The sequence below is a fragment of the Marinobacter suaedae genome (assembly GCF_030519635.1).
Classification (GTDB): domain Bacteria; phylum Pseudomonadota; class Gammaproteobacteria; order Pseudomonadales; family Oleiphilaceae; genus Marinobacter; species Marinobacter suaedae.
The window spans coordinates 1,353,835-1,370,639 of record NZ_JAUMIS010000001.1; the positions used below are offsets into that span (position 1 = coordinate 1,353,835).

General features: G+C 58.3%; 14 protein-coding genes. 6 read left to right on the top strand and 8 right to left on the bottom strand.

Going from position 1 to position 16,805, the window contains the following annotated elements; all coding sequences use genetic code 11:
• Window positions 1-154: 154 nt before the first annotated feature.
• Entirely contained in the window at window positions 155-1,075 is a 921-nt protein-coding gene (locus QVZ43_RS06265; RefSeq protein ID WP_302909267.1) for a lysophospholipid acyltransferase family protein, read from the bottom strand.
• 157 nt (window positions 1,076-1,232) lie between these two features.
• Entirely contained in the window at window positions 1,233-1,688 is a 456-nt protein-coding gene (locus QVZ43_RS06270) for a DUF302 domain-containing protein (RefSeq protein WP_302909268.1), read from the bottom strand.
• 258 nt (window positions 1,689-1,946) lie between these two features.
• On the opposite strand from QVZ43_RS06270, the gene QVZ43_RS06275 reads away from it, so the two are divergent.
• A complete protein-coding gene (locus QVZ43_RS06275; RefSeq protein WP_302909269.1) occupies window positions 1,947-3,767 on the top strand; it encodes a DUF3604 domain-containing protein in 1,821 nt (606 codons plus the stop codon).
• Here the strand turns inward: QVZ43_RS06275 and rlmE are convergent, their stop codons facing one another.
• Window positions 3,768-4,388 (bottom strand): 23S rRNA (uridine(2552)-2'-O)-methyltransferase RlmE, encoded by a 621-nt coding sequence (rlmE, locus tag QVZ43_RS06280; protein WP_223795015.1) that lies wholly within the window; start codon window positions 4,386-4,388, stop codon window positions 3,768-3,770.
• 160 nt (window positions 4,389-4,548) lie between these two features.
• On the opposite strand from rlmE, the gene QVZ43_RS06285 reads away from it, so the two are divergent.
• Window positions 4,549-5,289: a TrmH family RNA methyltransferase gene (locus QVZ43_RS06285; protein WP_302909270.1), complete on the top strand. Its 741-nt coding sequence runs from the start codon at window positions 4,549-4,551 to the stop codon at window positions 5,287-5,289.
• Window positions 5,290-5,396: 107 nt separating this feature from the next.
• On the top strand, window positions 5,397-6,059 hold the full coding sequence (locus QVZ43_RS06290) for a transglutaminase-like domain-containing protein (RefSeq protein ID WP_302909271.1): 663 nt from the start codon (window positions 5,397-5,399) through the stop codon (window positions 6,057-6,059).
• Here the strand turns inward: QVZ43_RS06290 and QVZ43_RS06295 are convergent, their stop codons facing one another.
• The gene (locus QVZ43_RS06295) at window positions 6,060-7,250 is read right to left on the bottom strand and encodes an ABC transporter substrate-binding protein (protein ID WP_302909272.1); all 1,191 of its coding nucleotides are present in this window, start codon (window positions 7,248-7,250) and stop codon (window positions 6,060-6,062) included.
• Between the two features lie 115 nt (window positions 7,251-7,365).
• A complete protein-coding gene (gene ahpF, locus QVZ43_RS06300) occupies window positions 7,366-8,958 on the bottom strand; it encodes an alkyl hydroperoxide reductase subunit F (protein ID WP_302909273.1) in 1,593 nt (530 codons plus the stop codon).
• Between the two features lie 300 nt (window positions 8,959-9,258).
• On the opposite strand from ahpF, the gene QVZ43_RS06305 reads away from it, so the two are divergent.
• Window positions 9,259-9,981 (top strand): DUF3581 family protein, encoded by a 723-nt coding sequence (locus tag QVZ43_RS06305; protein ID WP_302909274.1) that lies wholly within the window; start codon window positions 9,259-9,261, stop codon window positions 9,979-9,981.
• Window positions 9,982-10,044: 63 nt separating this feature from the next.
• Window positions 10,045-10,521 carry a peroxiredoxin gene (locus QVZ43_RS06310; protein ID WP_302909275.1) on the top strand — a complete coding sequence of 159 codons (477 nt, stop codon included), beginning with the start codon at window positions 10,045-10,047 and terminating at the stop codon, window positions 10,519-10,521.
• Between the two features lie 127 nt (window positions 10,522-10,648).
• On the opposite strand, the gene ahpC is transcribed toward QVZ43_RS06310, so the two are convergent.
• Complete coding sequence (gene ahpC, locus QVZ43_RS06315; RefSeq protein WP_223795022.1) at window positions 10,649-11,212, bottom strand: alkyl hydroperoxide reductase subunit C; 564 nt, start codon at window positions 11,210-11,212, stop codon at window positions 10,649-10,651.
• Between the two features lie 274 nt (window positions 11,213-11,486).
• Here ahpC and QVZ43_RS06320 point away from each other — a divergent pair, with 274 nt between their 5' ends.
• The gene (locus tag QVZ43_RS06320; protein WP_302909276.1) at window positions 11,487-13,589 is read left to right on the top strand and encodes a PQQ-dependent sugar dehydrogenase; all 2,103 of its coding nucleotides are present in this window, start codon (window positions 11,487-11,489) and stop codon (window positions 13,587-13,589) included.
• Window positions 13,590-13,662: 73 nt separating this feature from the next.
• Here the strand turns inward: QVZ43_RS06320 and QVZ43_RS06325 are convergent, their stop codons facing one another.
• Window positions 13,663-14,898 carry a BCCT family transporter gene (locus QVZ43_RS06325; protein WP_302909277.1) on the bottom strand — a complete coding sequence of 412 codons (1,236 nt, stop codon included), beginning with the start codon at window positions 14,896-14,898 and terminating at the stop codon, window positions 13,663-13,665.
• Between the two features lie 213 nt (window positions 14,899-15,111).
• On the bottom strand, window positions 15,112-16,797 hold the full coding sequence (gene betA, locus QVZ43_RS06330; protein ID WP_302909278.1) for a choline dehydrogenase: 1,686 nt from the start codon (window positions 16,795-16,797) through the stop codon (window positions 15,112-15,114).
• Window positions 16,798-16,805: the final 8 nt, after the last annotated feature.

The window sequence follows — 16,805 nt, forward strand, 5'->3', positions numbered from 1 at the left end:
CTGACAGGTCGTATGGAGGTTCGCATGGCGGTCATTCGCCAAAAACTGCGGAATCCCTAGAGGCAGGATGCAGGCACACTAACAGAGCACTGGGGAATAAGCTATAGGTGTTTTTATTCACCCCAGCGCTAAAGAAACCAAATGGCGGCCAGATTCAGTAAATGCTGGGGGCGCCTTCGGGGCGGGTTTTGAAACGTTTGTGCAGCCACAGGTACTGGTCTGGCAACTCCCGAATGGTGCGCTCGATAAAGCGGTTCCAGGTTTCCGCATCCTGTTTCGGATCGTCACCAAACCCTTCCTGAATGGGCGAAAACTCGACCCGGTAGCCACCATCGGGCAGCCTCAGATGGCTGACACAGATAATCGCCGCTCCGGATTCCCGGGCGATGTAACTGGGGGTGGTAATGCACCCGGCCTGAATCCCGAAGAAAGGCGCAAACACTTCGGTCTTGCGACCAAAATCCTGGTCACACGCATACCAGACCTGCCCCCCCTCTTTCAGGAACTCCATCATCGGGCGCAGCTCGCGCTTGGTAAACGGGCGAATGTTGAAATGGCGACGCCGGCCCCGCTCGATCATCCGGTCAATCACCGGATTGTTGTTCGGGCGATACATATAGCCGGGCTTATCCAGGTTGCTGGCAACCAGCGGAAGGGCAAAATCAAAGATGCTGTAATGGCCACCAATCAGCAGCACCCCCCGGCCCTGCTCCCTGGCCTCTTCCAGGTGCTCCCGACCCAGAACGATCTCGCTTTCGCAGTAGGGAGCGACATCCCGCCACCAGGCGTGGGTGCTTTCCAGCATACCGCGGGTTGACGCAACGAACGTATCTTCAACCAGCCGCTTCCGGGCAGCGTCATCCAGTTCTGGCAGGCAGGCCTTCAGGTTGGCATCCACGACCCTGGCCCTGGATTTCAGTTTGCGCGCCAGTTTACGCCCCAGCCAGTCACCGAAACGTTGCTTGGTCGCCATCGGCAATAAGGACACCAACCAGAGGATGAAAACCGTGATCCAGGCACCCAGAAAGGCCGGATGCCATAAAGGACGCTTTGAATTCTTTCGACGTGAAGCCATACCACCATCACCTTTTACCGTAAGAAAAACCGGTCATCCCCGAGCTCCGGAGGACGCCAATCGGTTCGAGAGCTGCGCAGCCTGCCACAGTCACTCGCGGTTTGGTGTAAAATTTTGCAGCAACGCCCGGCCGGGCGCGGTTGCCTCAAGCGTCGAATCAGCGCGTGGCCATACTGGCAAAATTATCCAGGGCAGCTTCCACTTTCGCCAGAACCTCATCACAGCCTTCGATCCCGTGGCGCACCTTCAGATAGGCGGGATCGTTGTATCCCAGCCAGACCTGCCCCTCGTTATCCTCCCAGATCAGGGCCTTCTGGGGCAGATCCACCGCCACGCTCTGGGCACACTGCATCAGGGGCGTCCCCACTTTCGGGTTGCCGAAAATCACCACCTCGGTGGGTCGCAACTCGGCGCCCACCGATCCGGCGCCAGCGGCGTGATCGATCCGGTTCATGACCATCATGCCTTTGTCCTGCAGGGCAGCAACCAGCCTTTCCGTGGTGTCCGATACGCTGTGGTTACTTTTGACCGCAATCAGGCCATCAGCCGCCTGCGCCAGACCAGAAAACAGTAGCGCGGAAACCACGAACACCAGCTTCCTGAACAGAGTCATTGTCACCATCCTTTATCCGGGAATAGACCAACAATACTAGACCACCAGATCCGTCCATGATCCCTGGCACTGGCTTCCGTTGATACTCTATGCTCAGTCACTCATGACCGCCCGTCACTCACCGGTGCCGGTGTAATGGCTGATTGGCGATTCGCTGCTACGTTTATTAGATAGCCAACAACTGAACAGCTGGATGTTCGCTGGCCGTTTCAGGACAGGCTGCAAACCTTATTGCACATCAACGCAGCAGGTTCCTAAATGACCGATCCCAAAACATTATCCACCGCCTTGCTTGCGATTGGCCTGAGCTTTCCGGCGGTTGCCGCCGAACCCGATCTGAATCCTCAGAACGATGTGTATTTCGGCAATTTCCACATTCACTCAAGCTGGTCTTTCGACGCGTACATCAATGGCGCCGCCACCGGCCCGGATGGTGCCTACCGGTGGGCCAAGGGTGAGGAAATCCCCGGGGGTGGTGATGGCACGCCTCTGAAAATCAAAGTTCCCCTGGACTGGTACATCGTGGCGGACCACGCCGAATACCTCGGCGCCCTGCCGATGATGGCCGATGAAGACAGCCCCGCCAGCAAGCATCCACTGGCGGACGCCATTACCGGGGATGATCCCAAGGCCTCGTTCGACGCCTACACCGAAATACTCGATGGCATCTCTAACCGGAACAAGGATCCGATACTGGGCAGCGACGAAATCAGCACCGATATTTGGTCAAAGGTGATCAAGAACGCGGACAAGCACTACGAACCCGGCAAGTTCACCACCTTTGTCGGGTTTGAATGGACCTCCAACCCCAGTTGGCAGAATCTGCATCGGATCGTGTTCTTCAAAGGCTCGGAAAACCTGCCCGACAAGCCACTGTCGGCGGTCGACACCGATGTGCCCGAAGAGCTCTGGGCGTGGATGAATCAGCAGCGGGAAAACGGAGCCGAAGTACTCGCGGTACCCCACAATGGTAACGCAAGTAATGGCCTGATGTTCCCGACGGAACAGTCATACGGTGGCAGTGCCCTGACCGAAGACTATGCCGAAAACCGCATGCGTAACGAGCCGGTATATGAGATCACGCAGATCAAGGGCACCTCGGAAACTCATCCGAAACTCTCACCGAACGATGAGTTTGGCGGTTTTGAGCTTTGGGATTACACCCTCGCTTCAACCGCAACCCCACCTGAGAAGAAAAAGGGCGGTTACATGCGTGAAGCGCTGATCCGGGGTCTGAAACTGGAAGCCGAAGGCAACGGCAATCCGTTCAAATACGGTTTCATCGGTGACTCGGACACCCACAACTCGGCCGCGACCATTGAAGAGGACAACTACTCCGGCAAGTTCGGTTTCGAAAACGACCCCAAACACCGCCTTGAAGGCCCGCCCGGAGTCAGTGAAGCCGCTGCCAAGCAGGTTCGGCAATTCAGCAGTGGCGGTGTCGCCGGTGTCTGGGCCGGAGCTAACACTCGCGAGGAGATTTTTGAGGCAATTGCCCGAAAGGAAACCTACGCCACATCGGGCCCGCGCCTGAAGGTAAGATTCTTTGGCGGGTTTGATTACGGCGAAAACAGCCTCGCAGAAAGCGACTGGTTAAAAGCGGCCTACGACAAAGGTGTGCCTATGGGCGGCGACCTGACGGCAGCACCCGATGGCAAAGCCCCCAGTTTCCTGATCCACGCCATGAAAGAGGCCAACGGCGCCAATCTGGATCGCATTCAGATCATCAAGGGCTGGCTGGATGAGAACGGCGAACCCCAGGAGACAATCTACGATGTGGCCCTGTCCGACGGACGCAAGGCCGCCGAGGATGGCGATGTTCCTCCGGTGGGTAACACCGTCAACACCAGGGACGCCACCTATACCAACGACATTGGCGATACCCAATTAGCAACCGTATGGACGGACCCGGATTTCCAGGCCGATCAACGGGCGGTTTACTACGCCCGCGTGCTGCAAATACCTACGCCGCGCTGGTCGTTGTATGACGCGGTGAAACTCGGGGTCGAACCGCCGAAGGATCTTCCGACCTCGATACAGGAACGGGCATGGACCAGCCCGATCTGGTACACACCGTGATCAGCCCTTGAAGCCCTTGCCCAGAATATAAACCTCCCGGGAGCGGGCGCGGGAGGAGTCCGGCTTGCGCACCACCACCTTGTCGAACGCGGCGCGTACGGATTTGAGGTACTCGTCGTAGCCCTCGCCCTGAAACACTTTGGCCAGGAAGTCGCCTTTCGGCTTGAGCACCTGGCAGGCCATATCCAGCGCCAGTTCCACCAGATACATGGAGGACGCCTGGTCCGCCACGGCGATGCCGCTGATGTTCGGCGCCATGTCCGAGATCACCACATCCACCGGGGTATCACCGAGGGTCGCCATGATCTCATCAAACACCTCGTTCTCGGTGAAATCGCCCTGGATGAACTCCACGCCGGCAATCGGGTCCATCGGCAGGATGTCCGAAGCGATGACCCGGCCCTTGTGCCCAACCAGGTCGGCCGCCACCTGGGACCAGCCGCCAGGCGCCGAACCCAGATCCATCACTACCATGTTGGGACGGATCAAGCGATCCTTCTTGCTGATTTCCAGAAGCTTGTAGCTGGCTCGGGAACGATAACCATCCAGCTGCGCCTGTTTCACGAAGGGATCGTTGACGTGCTCTTCAAGCCAGCGGTTGCTACTTTTTGATCGGGCCATAGGGATTCTTCAAACCGGAGGAGGACAGTCTCATATTGTACGTGTCGCCTCCGTGCCCGGCAAAACCCTGACAGCCGCCCCGGCCCCACGTACAATCAACCCGTCGTACCGCCAGCCTGACCTGCCGCTGGAGCCCCCACGAGACACACAGGCCATCACCGTGAAACTGAATGACATCCGGAAACTGCACCAGAAAAAATACCGCAATGCGTTCAAACATTATCTGGTGGAGGGTGAACATCTGGTGCATGAGCTGCAGAAGGCGGCAGCACACCAGCCAGCGTTGCGCAACGCCGAACTCTACGTGACGAAGGCCTACGAACACTGGCAAAGCCCGTTTACCACACACGTCGTCGGCGATCGCCAGATGGCGCAACTGGCCGATACCCAGCATCCCCAGGGGATTCTGGCGGTGGTGCCCATCCCCGACGGGAATCAGGAAATAAGCCCGGTTGACGGGGAACGGGCAATTTACCTGTATGAAGTTCAGGACCCGGGCAACCTGGGTACCATTCTGCGCACCCTTGCCTGGTTCGGGGGCTTCCGCTGCCTGCTCAGCCCCGGCAGTGTTGATCCGTACAATCCCAAGGTGGTACGGGCAAGCATGGGCGCCCTCTTCCACCTGCCTCTGGAAACCGACGTACCTCTGGACATCCTGGCCAGACGGTACAGCAACATTGCCAGTCTCGACCTGAACGGCAAACAGCTGACCAGCGAAGGGTTTCACCGGCACGATTGCTACCTGTTCGGTAATGAAGCCCGGGGTGTACCACGACAGGCACTGGAAAAGCTCGGAACAACGGCCTACACCATCGAGGGACGCGGCGATATTGAATCCCTGAACCTGGCCACCTCGGTCAACATCTGCGCCTACGAACTGGTCCGGAAACCGTCAGACTGATCAGGTTGAGCCCTCCCGGCAGTCAATGTGGCAGATTTTGTCATTGCCAGTAGCTTGCTCATTGAAGACGATGGTGGCCCGATGTCGCCAATCCGGAATACGCCTGCATGGAATCCTATCTTCAGAGCACCACCTTCTTTGACTACCAGCACCCGGCCATCCGTGACTGGATGGAAAAGCAGCTTGCTGGCGTGCCAGAAGACCCCATTGAGCGGATCAAGACCCTGTACCTGGCGGTGCGGGACGGCATCACTTATAACCCCTACGTGTTCAAGACTGACCCGGTCACGCTCACGGCCAGTTACGCTCTGACCTCGGGCGAAACCTACTGCATCCCGAAGGCGGTATTACTTGGGGCTGCCGCCCGTGCCCTGGGCATCCCCAGCCGCCTGGCCCTGGCAGATGTGCGCAACCACCTGTCGAGCCCGAAGCTGATCGAGTACCTGCAATCTGATGTGTTCTGCATGCACGGGTTTATCGAGCTGTTCCTGAACGGGCAGTGGGTGAAAGCCACGCCGGCCTTTAACCGGTCACTGTGCGAACTGATGAACGTGGAACCACTGGCCTTTGACGGGGTGAACGATTCGGTGTTTCAGGAATACACCGAATCCGGTCAGGCTCATATGGAATATGTGAGGGATCACGGGGTGTTCGGGGATGTGCCACACGAGTTCATAGTGGCTGGAGTACAGGCGGCTTACCCTCACCTGTTCGAGAGTCGCCAGCTCATTGCTGCCGGGCCTCGCACCCTGGCATCGGAAGTCGGCTGATCAGCCACCAGCGGGCTCCGGCTCGGCGCGGGTGACCTGCACATCTTTCGCACCACTGCCGGCCAGGGCATCTGTGAACGCATCCAGCAATTGATCGGCACTGTTCAAGGCGCTGGCCTGCTCGGGATGATGCACCCGGCTGAACCGGCGGAAATCCACCGCCTGCCAGTTATCCGGATTCAGCAGGCTTTGCACCTGTTCCACATTCTCACGGGTCACTGCGTGCAACTTGTACTGCAGCACGGAGTCCTCGGGCTGACTCGCAAAATCCTGGCCGTGGTGATAATCGTGCAACAACACCATCAGTAACCCGCCGGCCATAAAGTGGCGCCCCAGGCTCACAGCCATTTCGCCACGCTCGATGGCATCCAGCGCCCTGGGCTCCCAGTCAACGCCACCGACCAGTATGTCCTTACCGGGCACCAGGCCAACCTGTTTCACCGCATCCAGGGCTCCCAGCGCCATTCCGTCGCTGGCGCTCCAGACCGACCGGGTATCCGGATAACGCTTTAGCAGGATGCCGGTCTTGTACGCCGCTGCATCGCCGTTCCAGTCCGCGGAGACCAGTTGGGCAAGGTCAATACCCTGGCCATCGGCCGCTGCCATAAGGCCCTGGCTGCGATCCTTGGAGGCTGACGAATCGAGCGTACCGCCGAGGGCAATCAGCGGGACCGGCTGGTCCGATTGCACGATACCCTGCTGACGAACCTGTTGCTCCAGGAACCGGGTCAGCATCTCCCCAGCAGCGACGTTGTCCGCACTGAGGTGACCCAGCCAGCCAAGCATGCTATCCCGGGGCGAACCCACCGCCGCTCTGGTGTCTTCCGGCACCTGTGTATTGAAGGTAAAGACCTTGACGCCCACAGCGTTGGCCAGGCTCAGCATCTGGGTCGTTACATTTTCCTTGCACATAAACACCAGATAATCCGGTTTTTCGGGCCGGTTCAAAACCTTCCTGGCCAGTTTCAGGTAACTGAACCGGTGCTCTTCCTCATCAACCAGCACTTCCAGGTCCATCTCCAGATCAGTGGCAACGGCGGTCATGAACCCGGACACCAGGTTCCAGAAACGGGAGTCATCAGGGGAAAGGAAAACGACGTTCGGTCGGGTACCGCTTGCCGAAGCCAGAAACGAATAGCAAAACAGCACTGCCAGCAGGGTCGAGCGAGTAACAATCTTCAATACAGGCACCCAGAACTCCTGGTCAATGGCTTAGGAAGCGCCATAACTTACTGCAATAGCAGGGTGCCAACAAGCAAAGGGGGCCAGTACTGGCCCCCTCTTCAGGTTCCACGCCCGGGCAACATCAGGCCGCCTGGACATCCTCCTCGTCATCCTGAGCGGAATTCCGGATCAGGAAGTCAAAGGCACTCAGGGCGGCCTTGGAGCCTTCCCCCATGGAGATCACGATCTGCTTGTAGGGTACCGTGGTCGCGTCACCTGCTGCGAACACACCCGGAATGGACGTTTCGTTCCGATCGTTCACCACGATTTCTCCGTGCTGGCTCAGCTCAATGTCGCCTTTCAGCCACTCGGTGTTGGGCACCAGGCCAATCTGAACAAACACACCCTCGAGGGCAACGTGGTGGTTATCACCGGTGTTGCGATCGGTGTAGCTCAGGCCATTGACCTTGCCGTTCTCACCGGTGATTTCGGTGGTCTGGCCGGAGGTAATGATTTCCACGTTCTTCAGACTGCGCAGTTTCCTCTGCAGTACGTCGTCTGCACGCATCTCGGCACCGAATTCGATCAGCGTCACGTGGCCGACAATCCCGGCCAGATCGATGGCCGCTTCCACGCCGGAGTTACCGCCACCGATGACTGCGACACGCTTGCCCTTGAACAGCGGGCCGTCACAGTGCGGGCAGTAGGCGACGCCCTTGTTACGGTACTCGTCCTCACCCGGAACACCCAGCTGGCGCCAGCGGGCGCCGGTGGACAGGACAAGGGTCCGCGCTTTCAGGGATGCGCCATTGGCCAGGCGCACTTCATGCAGGCTGCCAGTCCGGGCAGCAGGAATCAGCTTTTCCGCCCGCTGCATGTTCATGATGTCGACATCGTACTCATTAACGTGCTGCTCCATGGCAGCCACCAGCTTGGGACCCTCGGTGTAGGGCACGGAAATCAGGTTCTCGATACCCATGGTGTCGGCCACCTGGCCACCAAAGCGCTCTGCTGCAATACCGGTAGAAATGCCTTTGCGGGAGGCGTAGATAGCGGCCGCAGAACCGGCCGGCCCACCACCGATGACCAGCACCTCGAACGGATCTTTCTGGTTCAGCTTCTCAGCCTCTTTCTCGTCCGACTTGGTGTCCAGTCTGGCGACAATTTCTTCCAGGGTCATCCGACCGGAACCCCAGGCTTCACCGTTCAGGTAAACGCTGGGCACCGCCATCACCTCGCGCTGTTCCACTTCGTCCTGGAACAGGGCGCCATCGATGGAGGTGTGTTTGATGTTCGGGTTCAGCACACTCATCAGGTTGAGGGCCTGTACCACGTCCGGGCAGTTCTGGCACGACAGGGAGAAGTAGGTATCGAACTCGAAAGCGCCTTCCAGCGCCTGAACCTGTTCGATGACGTCCTGGGACACCTTGGGGGGGTGACCACCCACCTGCAGCAGAGCCAGCACCAGCGACGTGAACTCGTGGCCCATGGGAATACCGGCAAACCGAACACCAATGTCCGTGCCGACCCGGTTGATGGCGAAGGATGGCCGACGGACGGTGTCGCTGTCCTCGGTCCGCAGGCTGATTTTATCGGACATCGCCGCCAGTTCTTCCAGCAGGCCCTTCAGTTCCTGGGACTTGGCGCCATCGTCATAGGCCGCCACCAGCTCGATCGGCTGCTGCAGTTTTTCCATGTAGGCGTTCAACTGCGCCTTGATGTTCGCGTCCAACATACGGTTAGTGCTCCCCTACTCGATGCGTTAGATACTTTCGTTGTTAACGGAAACTGTTAATAACAACGGGTTTGAACTTGAATGTAACGATAAGGGTGCGCCACCTTCGGCTCAAATTGATTGACCTTAATAGATTGATAGGCGCTTGCTATTCAAACACCATAGATTTCATTAATGAACAGGCGAAGATCCCGGCGCCGATAGGACGAATAGCGCATATCAGGGTGTCAGGGCATTCCATTATGATGAGAGGAGGTAACTCATTCGCACAGCCTCTGCGATAATCAGGTAAAACCATTCATGTTTCTAGACCGCTTTCACTCCGTTCAAAATGGATTCGTTCGGATTACTCCTGTGCAAGCCAGCCAGTTTGCCAAGGAAATTGCCGGGGACTTCAACCCGATTCACGACCCCGATGCCCGCCGTTTCTGCGTACCCGGCGACCTTCTGTTCGCGCTGGTACTCTCGCGCTTTGGCCTGTCGGAGCGGATGAGTTTCTGTTTCAAGGCCCTGCTGGGCAAAGACGTGGGCCTGGCATTTCATGCCCCCTCGGAGGAACGGATTGAAGTGGCGGACGCCAGCGGAAAGGTTTACCTGGAGGTAGACCGAAGCGGCGACACGGTTCGGGATCCTGAGGTGATTGAAGATTTTACCCGCTGTTATGTGTCGGCATCGGGCAAGAACTTTCCCCATACGCTTCAGCCGCTGATGGAATCCAAGGGCGTGATGTTCAACCCGGAACGGCCCATGGTGATGTACGAGAGCATGAGCCTGGCACTGGACAGCCTGGCCATCACATCACCGGATCTGGAACTGGAGAGCGCGGACCTGCAGGACCATGGCAAACGTGGCCAGGTGTTTCTGAATTACCGGCTGCTGTCCGGCGGACAGGTCAAGGGGGAGGTCACCAAGAGTCTGGTGCTGAGCGGACTTCGCCCCTACAACGCCGATGACATGGCCAAGGTGCTCGACCATTTCTACCAGCTCAAGGCAAGAGACGTGGATTACGGCAGTACTGTCTGATGTACCATAGCTTTACCAAGACCAGACATCCCATTTCCATAGCGAAAAACGGAGAACCCATTCATGACGATTCAGGTAGGCGACAAGGTCCCGGATATTGAACTTCGGGTCATGGGTAATGATGGCCCCCAGGCGGTGCGCACAGGCGAACTGATGGCTGGCAAGAAGGTGGTCCTGTTTGCGGTCCCCGGCGCCTTCACCCCCACGTGCTCGGCGGCACACCTGCCCGGTTTTGTGGTGGACGCGGACAAGATCAAGGCCAAAGGCGTCGACAGCATCATCTGTACGTCCGTGAACGATGCCTTTGTGATGGACGCCTGGGGCAAGGCTCACAATGCCGATCACATCGTGATGCTGGCCGATGGCCTGGGCGAATTTGCGGCTGCGCTCGGCCTGACCCAGGACCGGACCGCCGGGCAAATGGGCATCCGTAGCCAGCGTTATGCCATGGTGATCGACGATGGCGTCGTCTCGCTGTTGAACATCGATGAAAAAGGGCTGGAAACCACCAGTTCGGAGGCCATTCTGGCGGCGCTCTGAACGGGTTTTATCCCGGCCGATTTTCACGGGCCGAGAAACAACAAACCCCGGCACAAGCCGGGGTTTGTTTTTGGCGCAGGGCCCGCCTGGCGGGCCCTTGTCCAGGGTAGTCCGGGTTACGGCTACCTTAGATCTTGCCAACCAGGTCCAAAGACGGAGCCAGAGTCTCTTCGCCTTCTTTCCACTTGGCCGGGCACACTTCACCCGGATTGTTGCGAACGTACTGAGCGGCCTTGATCTTGCGGACCAGGTCGTCTGCGTCACGGCCGATGCCTTCAGCAGTGATTTCCATGGCCTGGATAACGCCGTCCGGGTCGATCACGAAAGTCGCACGATCGGCCAGGCCCTGGCCTTCACGCATCACACCGAAGTTGTTGGTGATGGTGCCGGTCTGGTCGCCAACCATGTAGTAGTTGATCTTGCCAATGGTTTCGGAAGTGTCGTGCCACGCCTTGTGGGTGAAGTGGGTGTCGGTAGACACGGAGAATACTTCAACGCCCATCTTCTGCAGCTCTTCGTACTTGTCTGCAACGTCGCCCAGTTCGGTCGGGCAAACGAAAGTGAAGTCAGCCGGGTAGAAGAAGAATACAGCCCACTTGCCTTTCACGTCTGCTTCAGAGATCTCTACGAACTCGCCCTGTTTGAAAGCGGTTGCATTGAACGGCTTGATCTCGCTGTTGATGATGCCCATTAAGAACACTCCTTTCTAAAAAGGTGGATGTATATATGAATTAACGACGCCTAGATTACGGATCCGGGCCGTCATGATGAAATTGATAATTCCCAAACCAAAGATAGGCATTGGCTATTTTGATCCGTGGACACGAAAACTCCCCACTATAGCCGGCAGTAAGTCTTTGTTCTTTCTACCGACGTGTTCCTTAATGGAGACGGAATCCGCCACTTCAACAGGCTGGGCGGTATTCATGATCTATTCTTAATGCTCTGCCGGGAGGACAGGGCTTATGAAACATTGCCTGTATCTGATTTTCTTCCTCGCGCTGGCCGGTTGTGGTGGAGGTTCAGGTAACGGTTCCGGAACAGGTGGTCTGAACGGACGTCCGGCCAACGCCGAGTGTGTGGCTTTCTCTCCATCCGCCGATGTCCGGCTGACCCCCGTTGCCGGGGACCTGTCCTTCAGCGCCCCGCTGCTGATGCTACAGCACCCCTCCCTGGACAATATCTTCTATGTGGTGCAGCAGGGCGGCATCGTTTACCGCCTTGATACCGGCGCCAATACCCGCAGCGAACTGGTGGATCTGTCCGAGGTGTACCCACTCGCCAACTGCGAGGAATGCGGCCTGCTGGGCATGGCCTTTGACCCCGATTTTGCCAGCAATGGTTTTGTCTACCTGTCGTTCACAGAACAACGGGGTGGCATCACCTCCTACGTCGCGCGCTTCGAATCCCTCGATAACGGCCGTAGCCTGCGCCAGAGTGCCGCCGGCGGCCTGCTTCGGACTAATCTGCTGGAGCAATCACAGCCCTTTGCCAACCACAATGGCGGGCATATTGCCTTCGGGCCCGACGGGCTGCTGTACATCGGCCTCGGCGACGGCGGCTCTGCCGATGACCCGGGTAACCGGGCCCAGAGCCTGTCTACCCGGCTGGGCAAAATCCTGCGCATCCGGCCTGACGGCACCCCGGCGGACAACGGCGTTTCCGGTTCCGTGCCGGAGATCTACGCCTACGGCCTGCGCAACCCCTGGCGCTGGAGCTTTGACCGTGCCACCGGCGACCTGTGGGCCGGAGACGTGGGCGAAACCCGATTCGAGGAAATCAATCGCATCACCCTCGGCGGAAACTATGGCTGGCGCTGCTATGAAGGTTTCGAGCGAACCAGCAACAGTTGCAGCACCACCGGCCCGTTCACCGACCCCGTCGCCGCCTACGGGCGCGGGGACGGTGTATCCGTTACCGGCGGCTATGTGTACCGGGGCAGTACCATGCCCGCCCTCCGTGGCAGCTACCTGTTTTCCGACTTCGGGACCGGCACCCTGTGGGCGCTGGACCCGCAGGGTGATGGCAGTTATCAGCGCCGCACTCTGCTGGAAACCGGCTACAACGTGGCCTCCTTTGCCGAGGACCGTGACGGCGAACTGTATCTGGTGACCTTTCAGGGGCTGTTCCGGATCGATCCGGTACTGGAGGAGACCGAACTGCCTCAGCGACTGTCAGATACCGGGTGCGTCCAGAGCAACGATCCAACGCAACCCGCTGACGGGCTGATTCCCTACACCGTCATCGAACCCTTCTGGTCCGACGGGGCCGACAAGACCCGCTACTTCGGCCTGCCCGACCGAACCACCATCGAGGTGGACGCCAGCGGTGATTTCCGGTTTCCCCGGGGCACCGTACTGGTCAAGAATTTCACCCTGGATCAGCGCCTGATCGAAACCCGGTTTTACCTGCATAATGTTGATGGCAGCTGGTCCGGCTACAGCTATCAGTGGAACGACACCGGATCGGACGCCACCCTGGTGACCGGCGGCCGGGATGTGGATGTCGGTGGCCAGATCTGGCACTACCCCTCCGCGGGCGAATGCGCCCTGTGCCACACCTCGGCGGCCGGCAACAGCCTGGGACTGGAAGTGGCGCAGCTGAACCGGAATTTCACCTACCCGCAGACCGGCCGAACCGCCAATCAGCTAAACACGTTCGCCGCTATCGGCCTGCTGGAAAATACTCCGACCTCCGCCCAGCGCCAGACCACACTGACCCGCAGCACCGATACCGAGGCCTCGCTGGACGCCCGGGCCCGAAGCTACCTGCACACCAACTGCAGCCATTGTCACCGGCCCGGAGCCAGCACCCAGAGTGCCATGGATTGGCGCATCACCACCTCACTCAGTCAGACCGGCACCTGCGAAACCGAACCCCGTAATGGCAATCTGGGACAGACCGGTGCCGTGTTGCTGCGGCCCGGAGATGCGGAGAATTCGTTGCTGTACCTGAGGATGGTGGCTGAGCGGGAGGTGCGTATGCCACCGATCAGCGTACACGTGGTGGATCGTCGGGGAGCCGAGCTGATTGAGGACTGGATCAATCAGCTGGACAGTTGTAACTGAGTGTCCTCCGTTCAGGGACAAAAAAAGGGTTGGCCCGCCAGGACCAACCCTTTTCTCACATCAGGCCGCTTGATCAAGCGCTTGAGTGGGCTTCATCCACTTCGTCCACCCGGTGGAAGTCGAGGATATTTTCCTTCGGCGACGAATCGATGCTGAACACATCCCGGCTCTTGGTCGACAGGATGAAAGCAAAGCAGCCGAAGTACAGCGCGATAACCAGCGCACCGACCCACTGGATCTGCAGGAACTCCAGCTTGAACAGCATGGTCAGCCCTGCCATGGCAATGAAGTTGAACAGCAGGTAGTTGAACTGGCCAAAGCGCTCGGCAGTCAGGTTCAGGTTGTCGGTGTACAGGCGGATCAACGAATCCAGGGAGTTGATCACCATCAGTACCCCCACACTGATCATCGCGATGTTGGTCAGCGCCATCACCTCAAGACCCTCTCGGTGATACTGGTACAGCACGGTGAACCAGACACCAATGGCGACGGACGGAATCACCAGCATGGCGATCAGCAGCTGCCAGGTACGAATACCGCTGACGAAACGGGCGGTAAACTGACCGATCATGATGCTCCAGGCGAACCACCAGAACAGGTAGAACTCGTGGTAATCGTTAATCGGCAGGATGAACTCATGGATGTTGGTGAAGTACTCAGTCAGCAGTCCGGCGGTACCGAAGAAGTCACCCGGAGAGCCCTCCCCAACAACGAATGCCCGAACCCACATGAACGAAATCAGGCCAATAAACAGCGCACTGGAGCCAACACTCAGAATGCGCACGTACTTCAGCTTGGAGCTGGAATACACCGCCAGCGCAATCGAGATAAACACAATGATGTAGAAGGCCGGCACCACGCTTTCGCCGTCGCCCAGTTGTGGCAGATACCAGGGCAGGTTCGCCAGCAGCAGGTAGGCGGTGAAGGCACAGGTGCCGATGATCACCACGTTGTTGATGATCTTGACCGGCAGAATTTCAAAGAACTTCACCCGCGGTTCGATGATGGCGAAGTAGAAACAGGTCAGGAAATAGAACCCCCAGATCAGGAAGGCCCAGAACCCGAACTCGATGGCGAGCGGATTGGCAAAACCGTATTCCGGGTTTTCAGTTACGTTGGCATAACCGCCAAACTCGGTCAGCGGGAACATGATCAGTCCCACGTCCAGACCGGAAGTAAACAGGATAGCAATGAACGTCAGGGTGTGAACCGGGGTCACACCGATCACCTTCATATTGCCCCACTTCAGCAGAATCACTGCAATGGCGGCAAAGGTGAAAATCATGCCTGCGGATAACCAGAGTGTCATGACAGCACCCTCCGGTTGGTTTTCTTACTGATGAACAACATGTGCGTGTTCCTCCTCTACTTTTACTTGTCGAATTTCGAATCGGACACAAACCCAGGGCTTGCCTATCTGCACCCCAACACGGCGTTCGCCGTCGCGCTGATAGGGAAATCCTGAGGGCTTGCTAGGCCGGGGCTTGCGCCCCGGCACCTGGACTTCGGTGCAACGTAAAAACTACGTAAGCGCCCGCTTCGGCTGTCCCGGCCGTTGACGTGCCTGCCACTGGTCGTCCATGACGACGGGCGCATCGGAAGGTTTCAGCGGTTCCATACCGCGGATCATATCGGCTGCCCGCTCGGCCACCATGATGGTCGGCGAGTTCAGGTTGCCATTCGGGATCGTCGGGAAGATGGACGAATCCACCACCCGAAGATTCTGGATGCCGCGGACCCGGGTTTCGGGATCCACCACGGCCATATCGTCCGTGCCCATCTTGCACGAGCAGGACGGGTGATAAGCGCTTTCCACCGCCTGGCGAACGAACTTGTCGATCTGCTCGTCGGTGGTGATGTCCTCACCGGGCTGGATTTCCGCACCACGGTACTCGTCCATCGCTGGCTGATTGATGATTTCCCGGGTCAGGCGCACGCAGTCCCGGAAGCCTTCCCGGTCGTCCTCGTGCTGCAGGTAATTGAACAGGATGCGCGGATGGTCTTTCGGATCCGCCGATTTCACGTGCACAAAGCCACGGCTCTTGGGCTTGTTGTGCCCGATATGCAGCTGGAAACCATCACCCTTGAAGGCTTCCCTACCGTCGTAGCGCATGGCGGCCGGCAGGAAGTGATATTGCAGGTCCGGCCATTCGACACCCGCCTTGGAGCGAATGAATCCACAGGATTCGAAGTGGTTGGTGGCGCCCAGGCCGTCCTTCTTCAGAATCCAGCGCACGCCGATCTTGAGCTTGCTCCAGGGGTCCAGCTTGCGGTTCAGTGAAACCGGCTGCTTGCAGCGGAACTGGAAGTAGAACTCCAGGTGATCCTGCAGGTTCTCACCAACACCGGGCAGCTCGTGCTTCACCTCAATACCGGCTTTTTCCAGAACTTCCCGGTTACCAATGCCGGACAACTGCAGCAGGTGCGGGGAACCGATAGAACCTGCCGACAGGATGACTTCATCACCAGCATGAGCTTCGTGCACCTGACCGCCTACTTCGTAGCGGACGCCCGTCGCAGTTTTACCATCCAGCAACACCTTGTGAACCAGCGCGTGTGTGACCACCGTGAGGTTCGGACGCTTCATTGCCGGGCGCAGATAGGCATTGGCGGTGGACCAGCGGCGACCGTGCATGACGGTCATGTGCATGGGGCCAAAACCTTCCTGCTGCGCACCGTTGTAGTCGTCGGTCTCGAAGTAACCAGCATCCTTACCCGCTTCAATGAACGCTTTGTACAGCGGGTTTTGCATATTGTTGCCGTTATTCACGCCCAACGGGCCCTTGTCTCCCCGGTAGGGATCACCACCAAACGCCCAGGTCTCGGCCTTCTTGAAGTAGGGCAGCACGCTGGTGTAATTCCAGCCGTCCGCGCCTTCCTGTTCCCACTCGTCGAAATCCCGGGCGTGACCGCGCACATACACCATGCCGTTGATGGACGAGGAACCACCCAACACCTTGCCCCGCGGACAGTGCATCCGGCGATTGTCCAGATAGGGCTCCGGCTCGGTCTCAAACTGCCAGGCGTACTTCTTGGTGTTCATGGGAATGGACAACGCGGTGGGCATCTGGATGAAGATGCTCTTGTCGCTGCCGCCGGTTTCCAGCAGCAGCACCGACTTCTTGCCGTCCTCGGTCAGGCGGTTGGCCAGCACACAGCCGGCCGAGCCCGCCCCTACCACAATGTAATCGTATTGGTTTTCTTTCATACCAGACC

Bases quoted from the DNA above. Each gene is read 5' to 3' on its own strand.
- QVZ43_RS06320 (WP_302909276.1), top strand. From the start codon at position 11,487: ATGAAACATTGCCTGTATCTGATTTTCTTCCTCGCGCTGGCCGGTTGT.
- ahpF (WP_302909273.1), bottom strand. From the start codon at position 8,958: ATGTTGGACGCGAACATCAAGGCGCAGTTGAACGCCTACATGGAAAAA.
- QVZ43_RS06325 (WP_302909277.1), bottom strand. From the start codon at position 14,898: ATGACACTCTGGTTATCCGCAGGCATGATTTTCACCTTTGCCGCCATT.
- QVZ43_RS06275 (WP_302909269.1), top strand. From the start codon at position 1,947: ATGACCGATCCCAAAACATTATCCACCGCCTTGCTTGCGATTGGCCTG.
- QVZ43_RS06265 (WP_302909267.1), bottom strand. From the start codon at position 1,075: ATGGCTTCACGTCGAAAGAATTCAAAGCGTCCTTTATGGCATCCGGCC.
- ahpC (WP_223795022.1), bottom strand. From the start codon at position 11,212: ATGGGCATCATCAACAGCGAGATCAAGCCGTTCAATGCAACCGCTTTC.
- rlmE (WP_223795015.1), bottom strand. From the start codon at position 4,388: ATGGCCCGATCAAAAAGTAGCAACCGCTGGCTTGAAGAGCACGTCAAC.
- QVZ43_RS06305 (WP_302909274.1), top strand. From the start codon at position 9,259: ATGTTTCTAGACCGCTTTCACTCCGTTCAAAATGGATTCGTTCGGATT.
- QVZ43_RS06270 (WP_302909268.1), bottom strand. From the start codon at position 1,688: ATGACTCTGTTCAGGAAGCTGGTGTTCGTGGTTTCCGCGCTACTGTTT.
- QVZ43_RS06310 (WP_302909275.1), top strand. From the start codon at position 10,045: ATGACGATTCAGGTAGGCGACAAGGTCCCGGATATTGAACTTCGGGTC.
- betA (WP_302909278.1), bottom strand. From the start codon at position 16,797: ATGAAAGAAAACCAATACGATTACATTGTGGTAGGGGCGGGCTCGGCC.
- QVZ43_RS06290 (WP_302909271.1), top strand. From the start codon at position 5,397: ATGGAATCCTATCTTCAGAGCACCACCTTCTTTGACTACCAGCACCCG.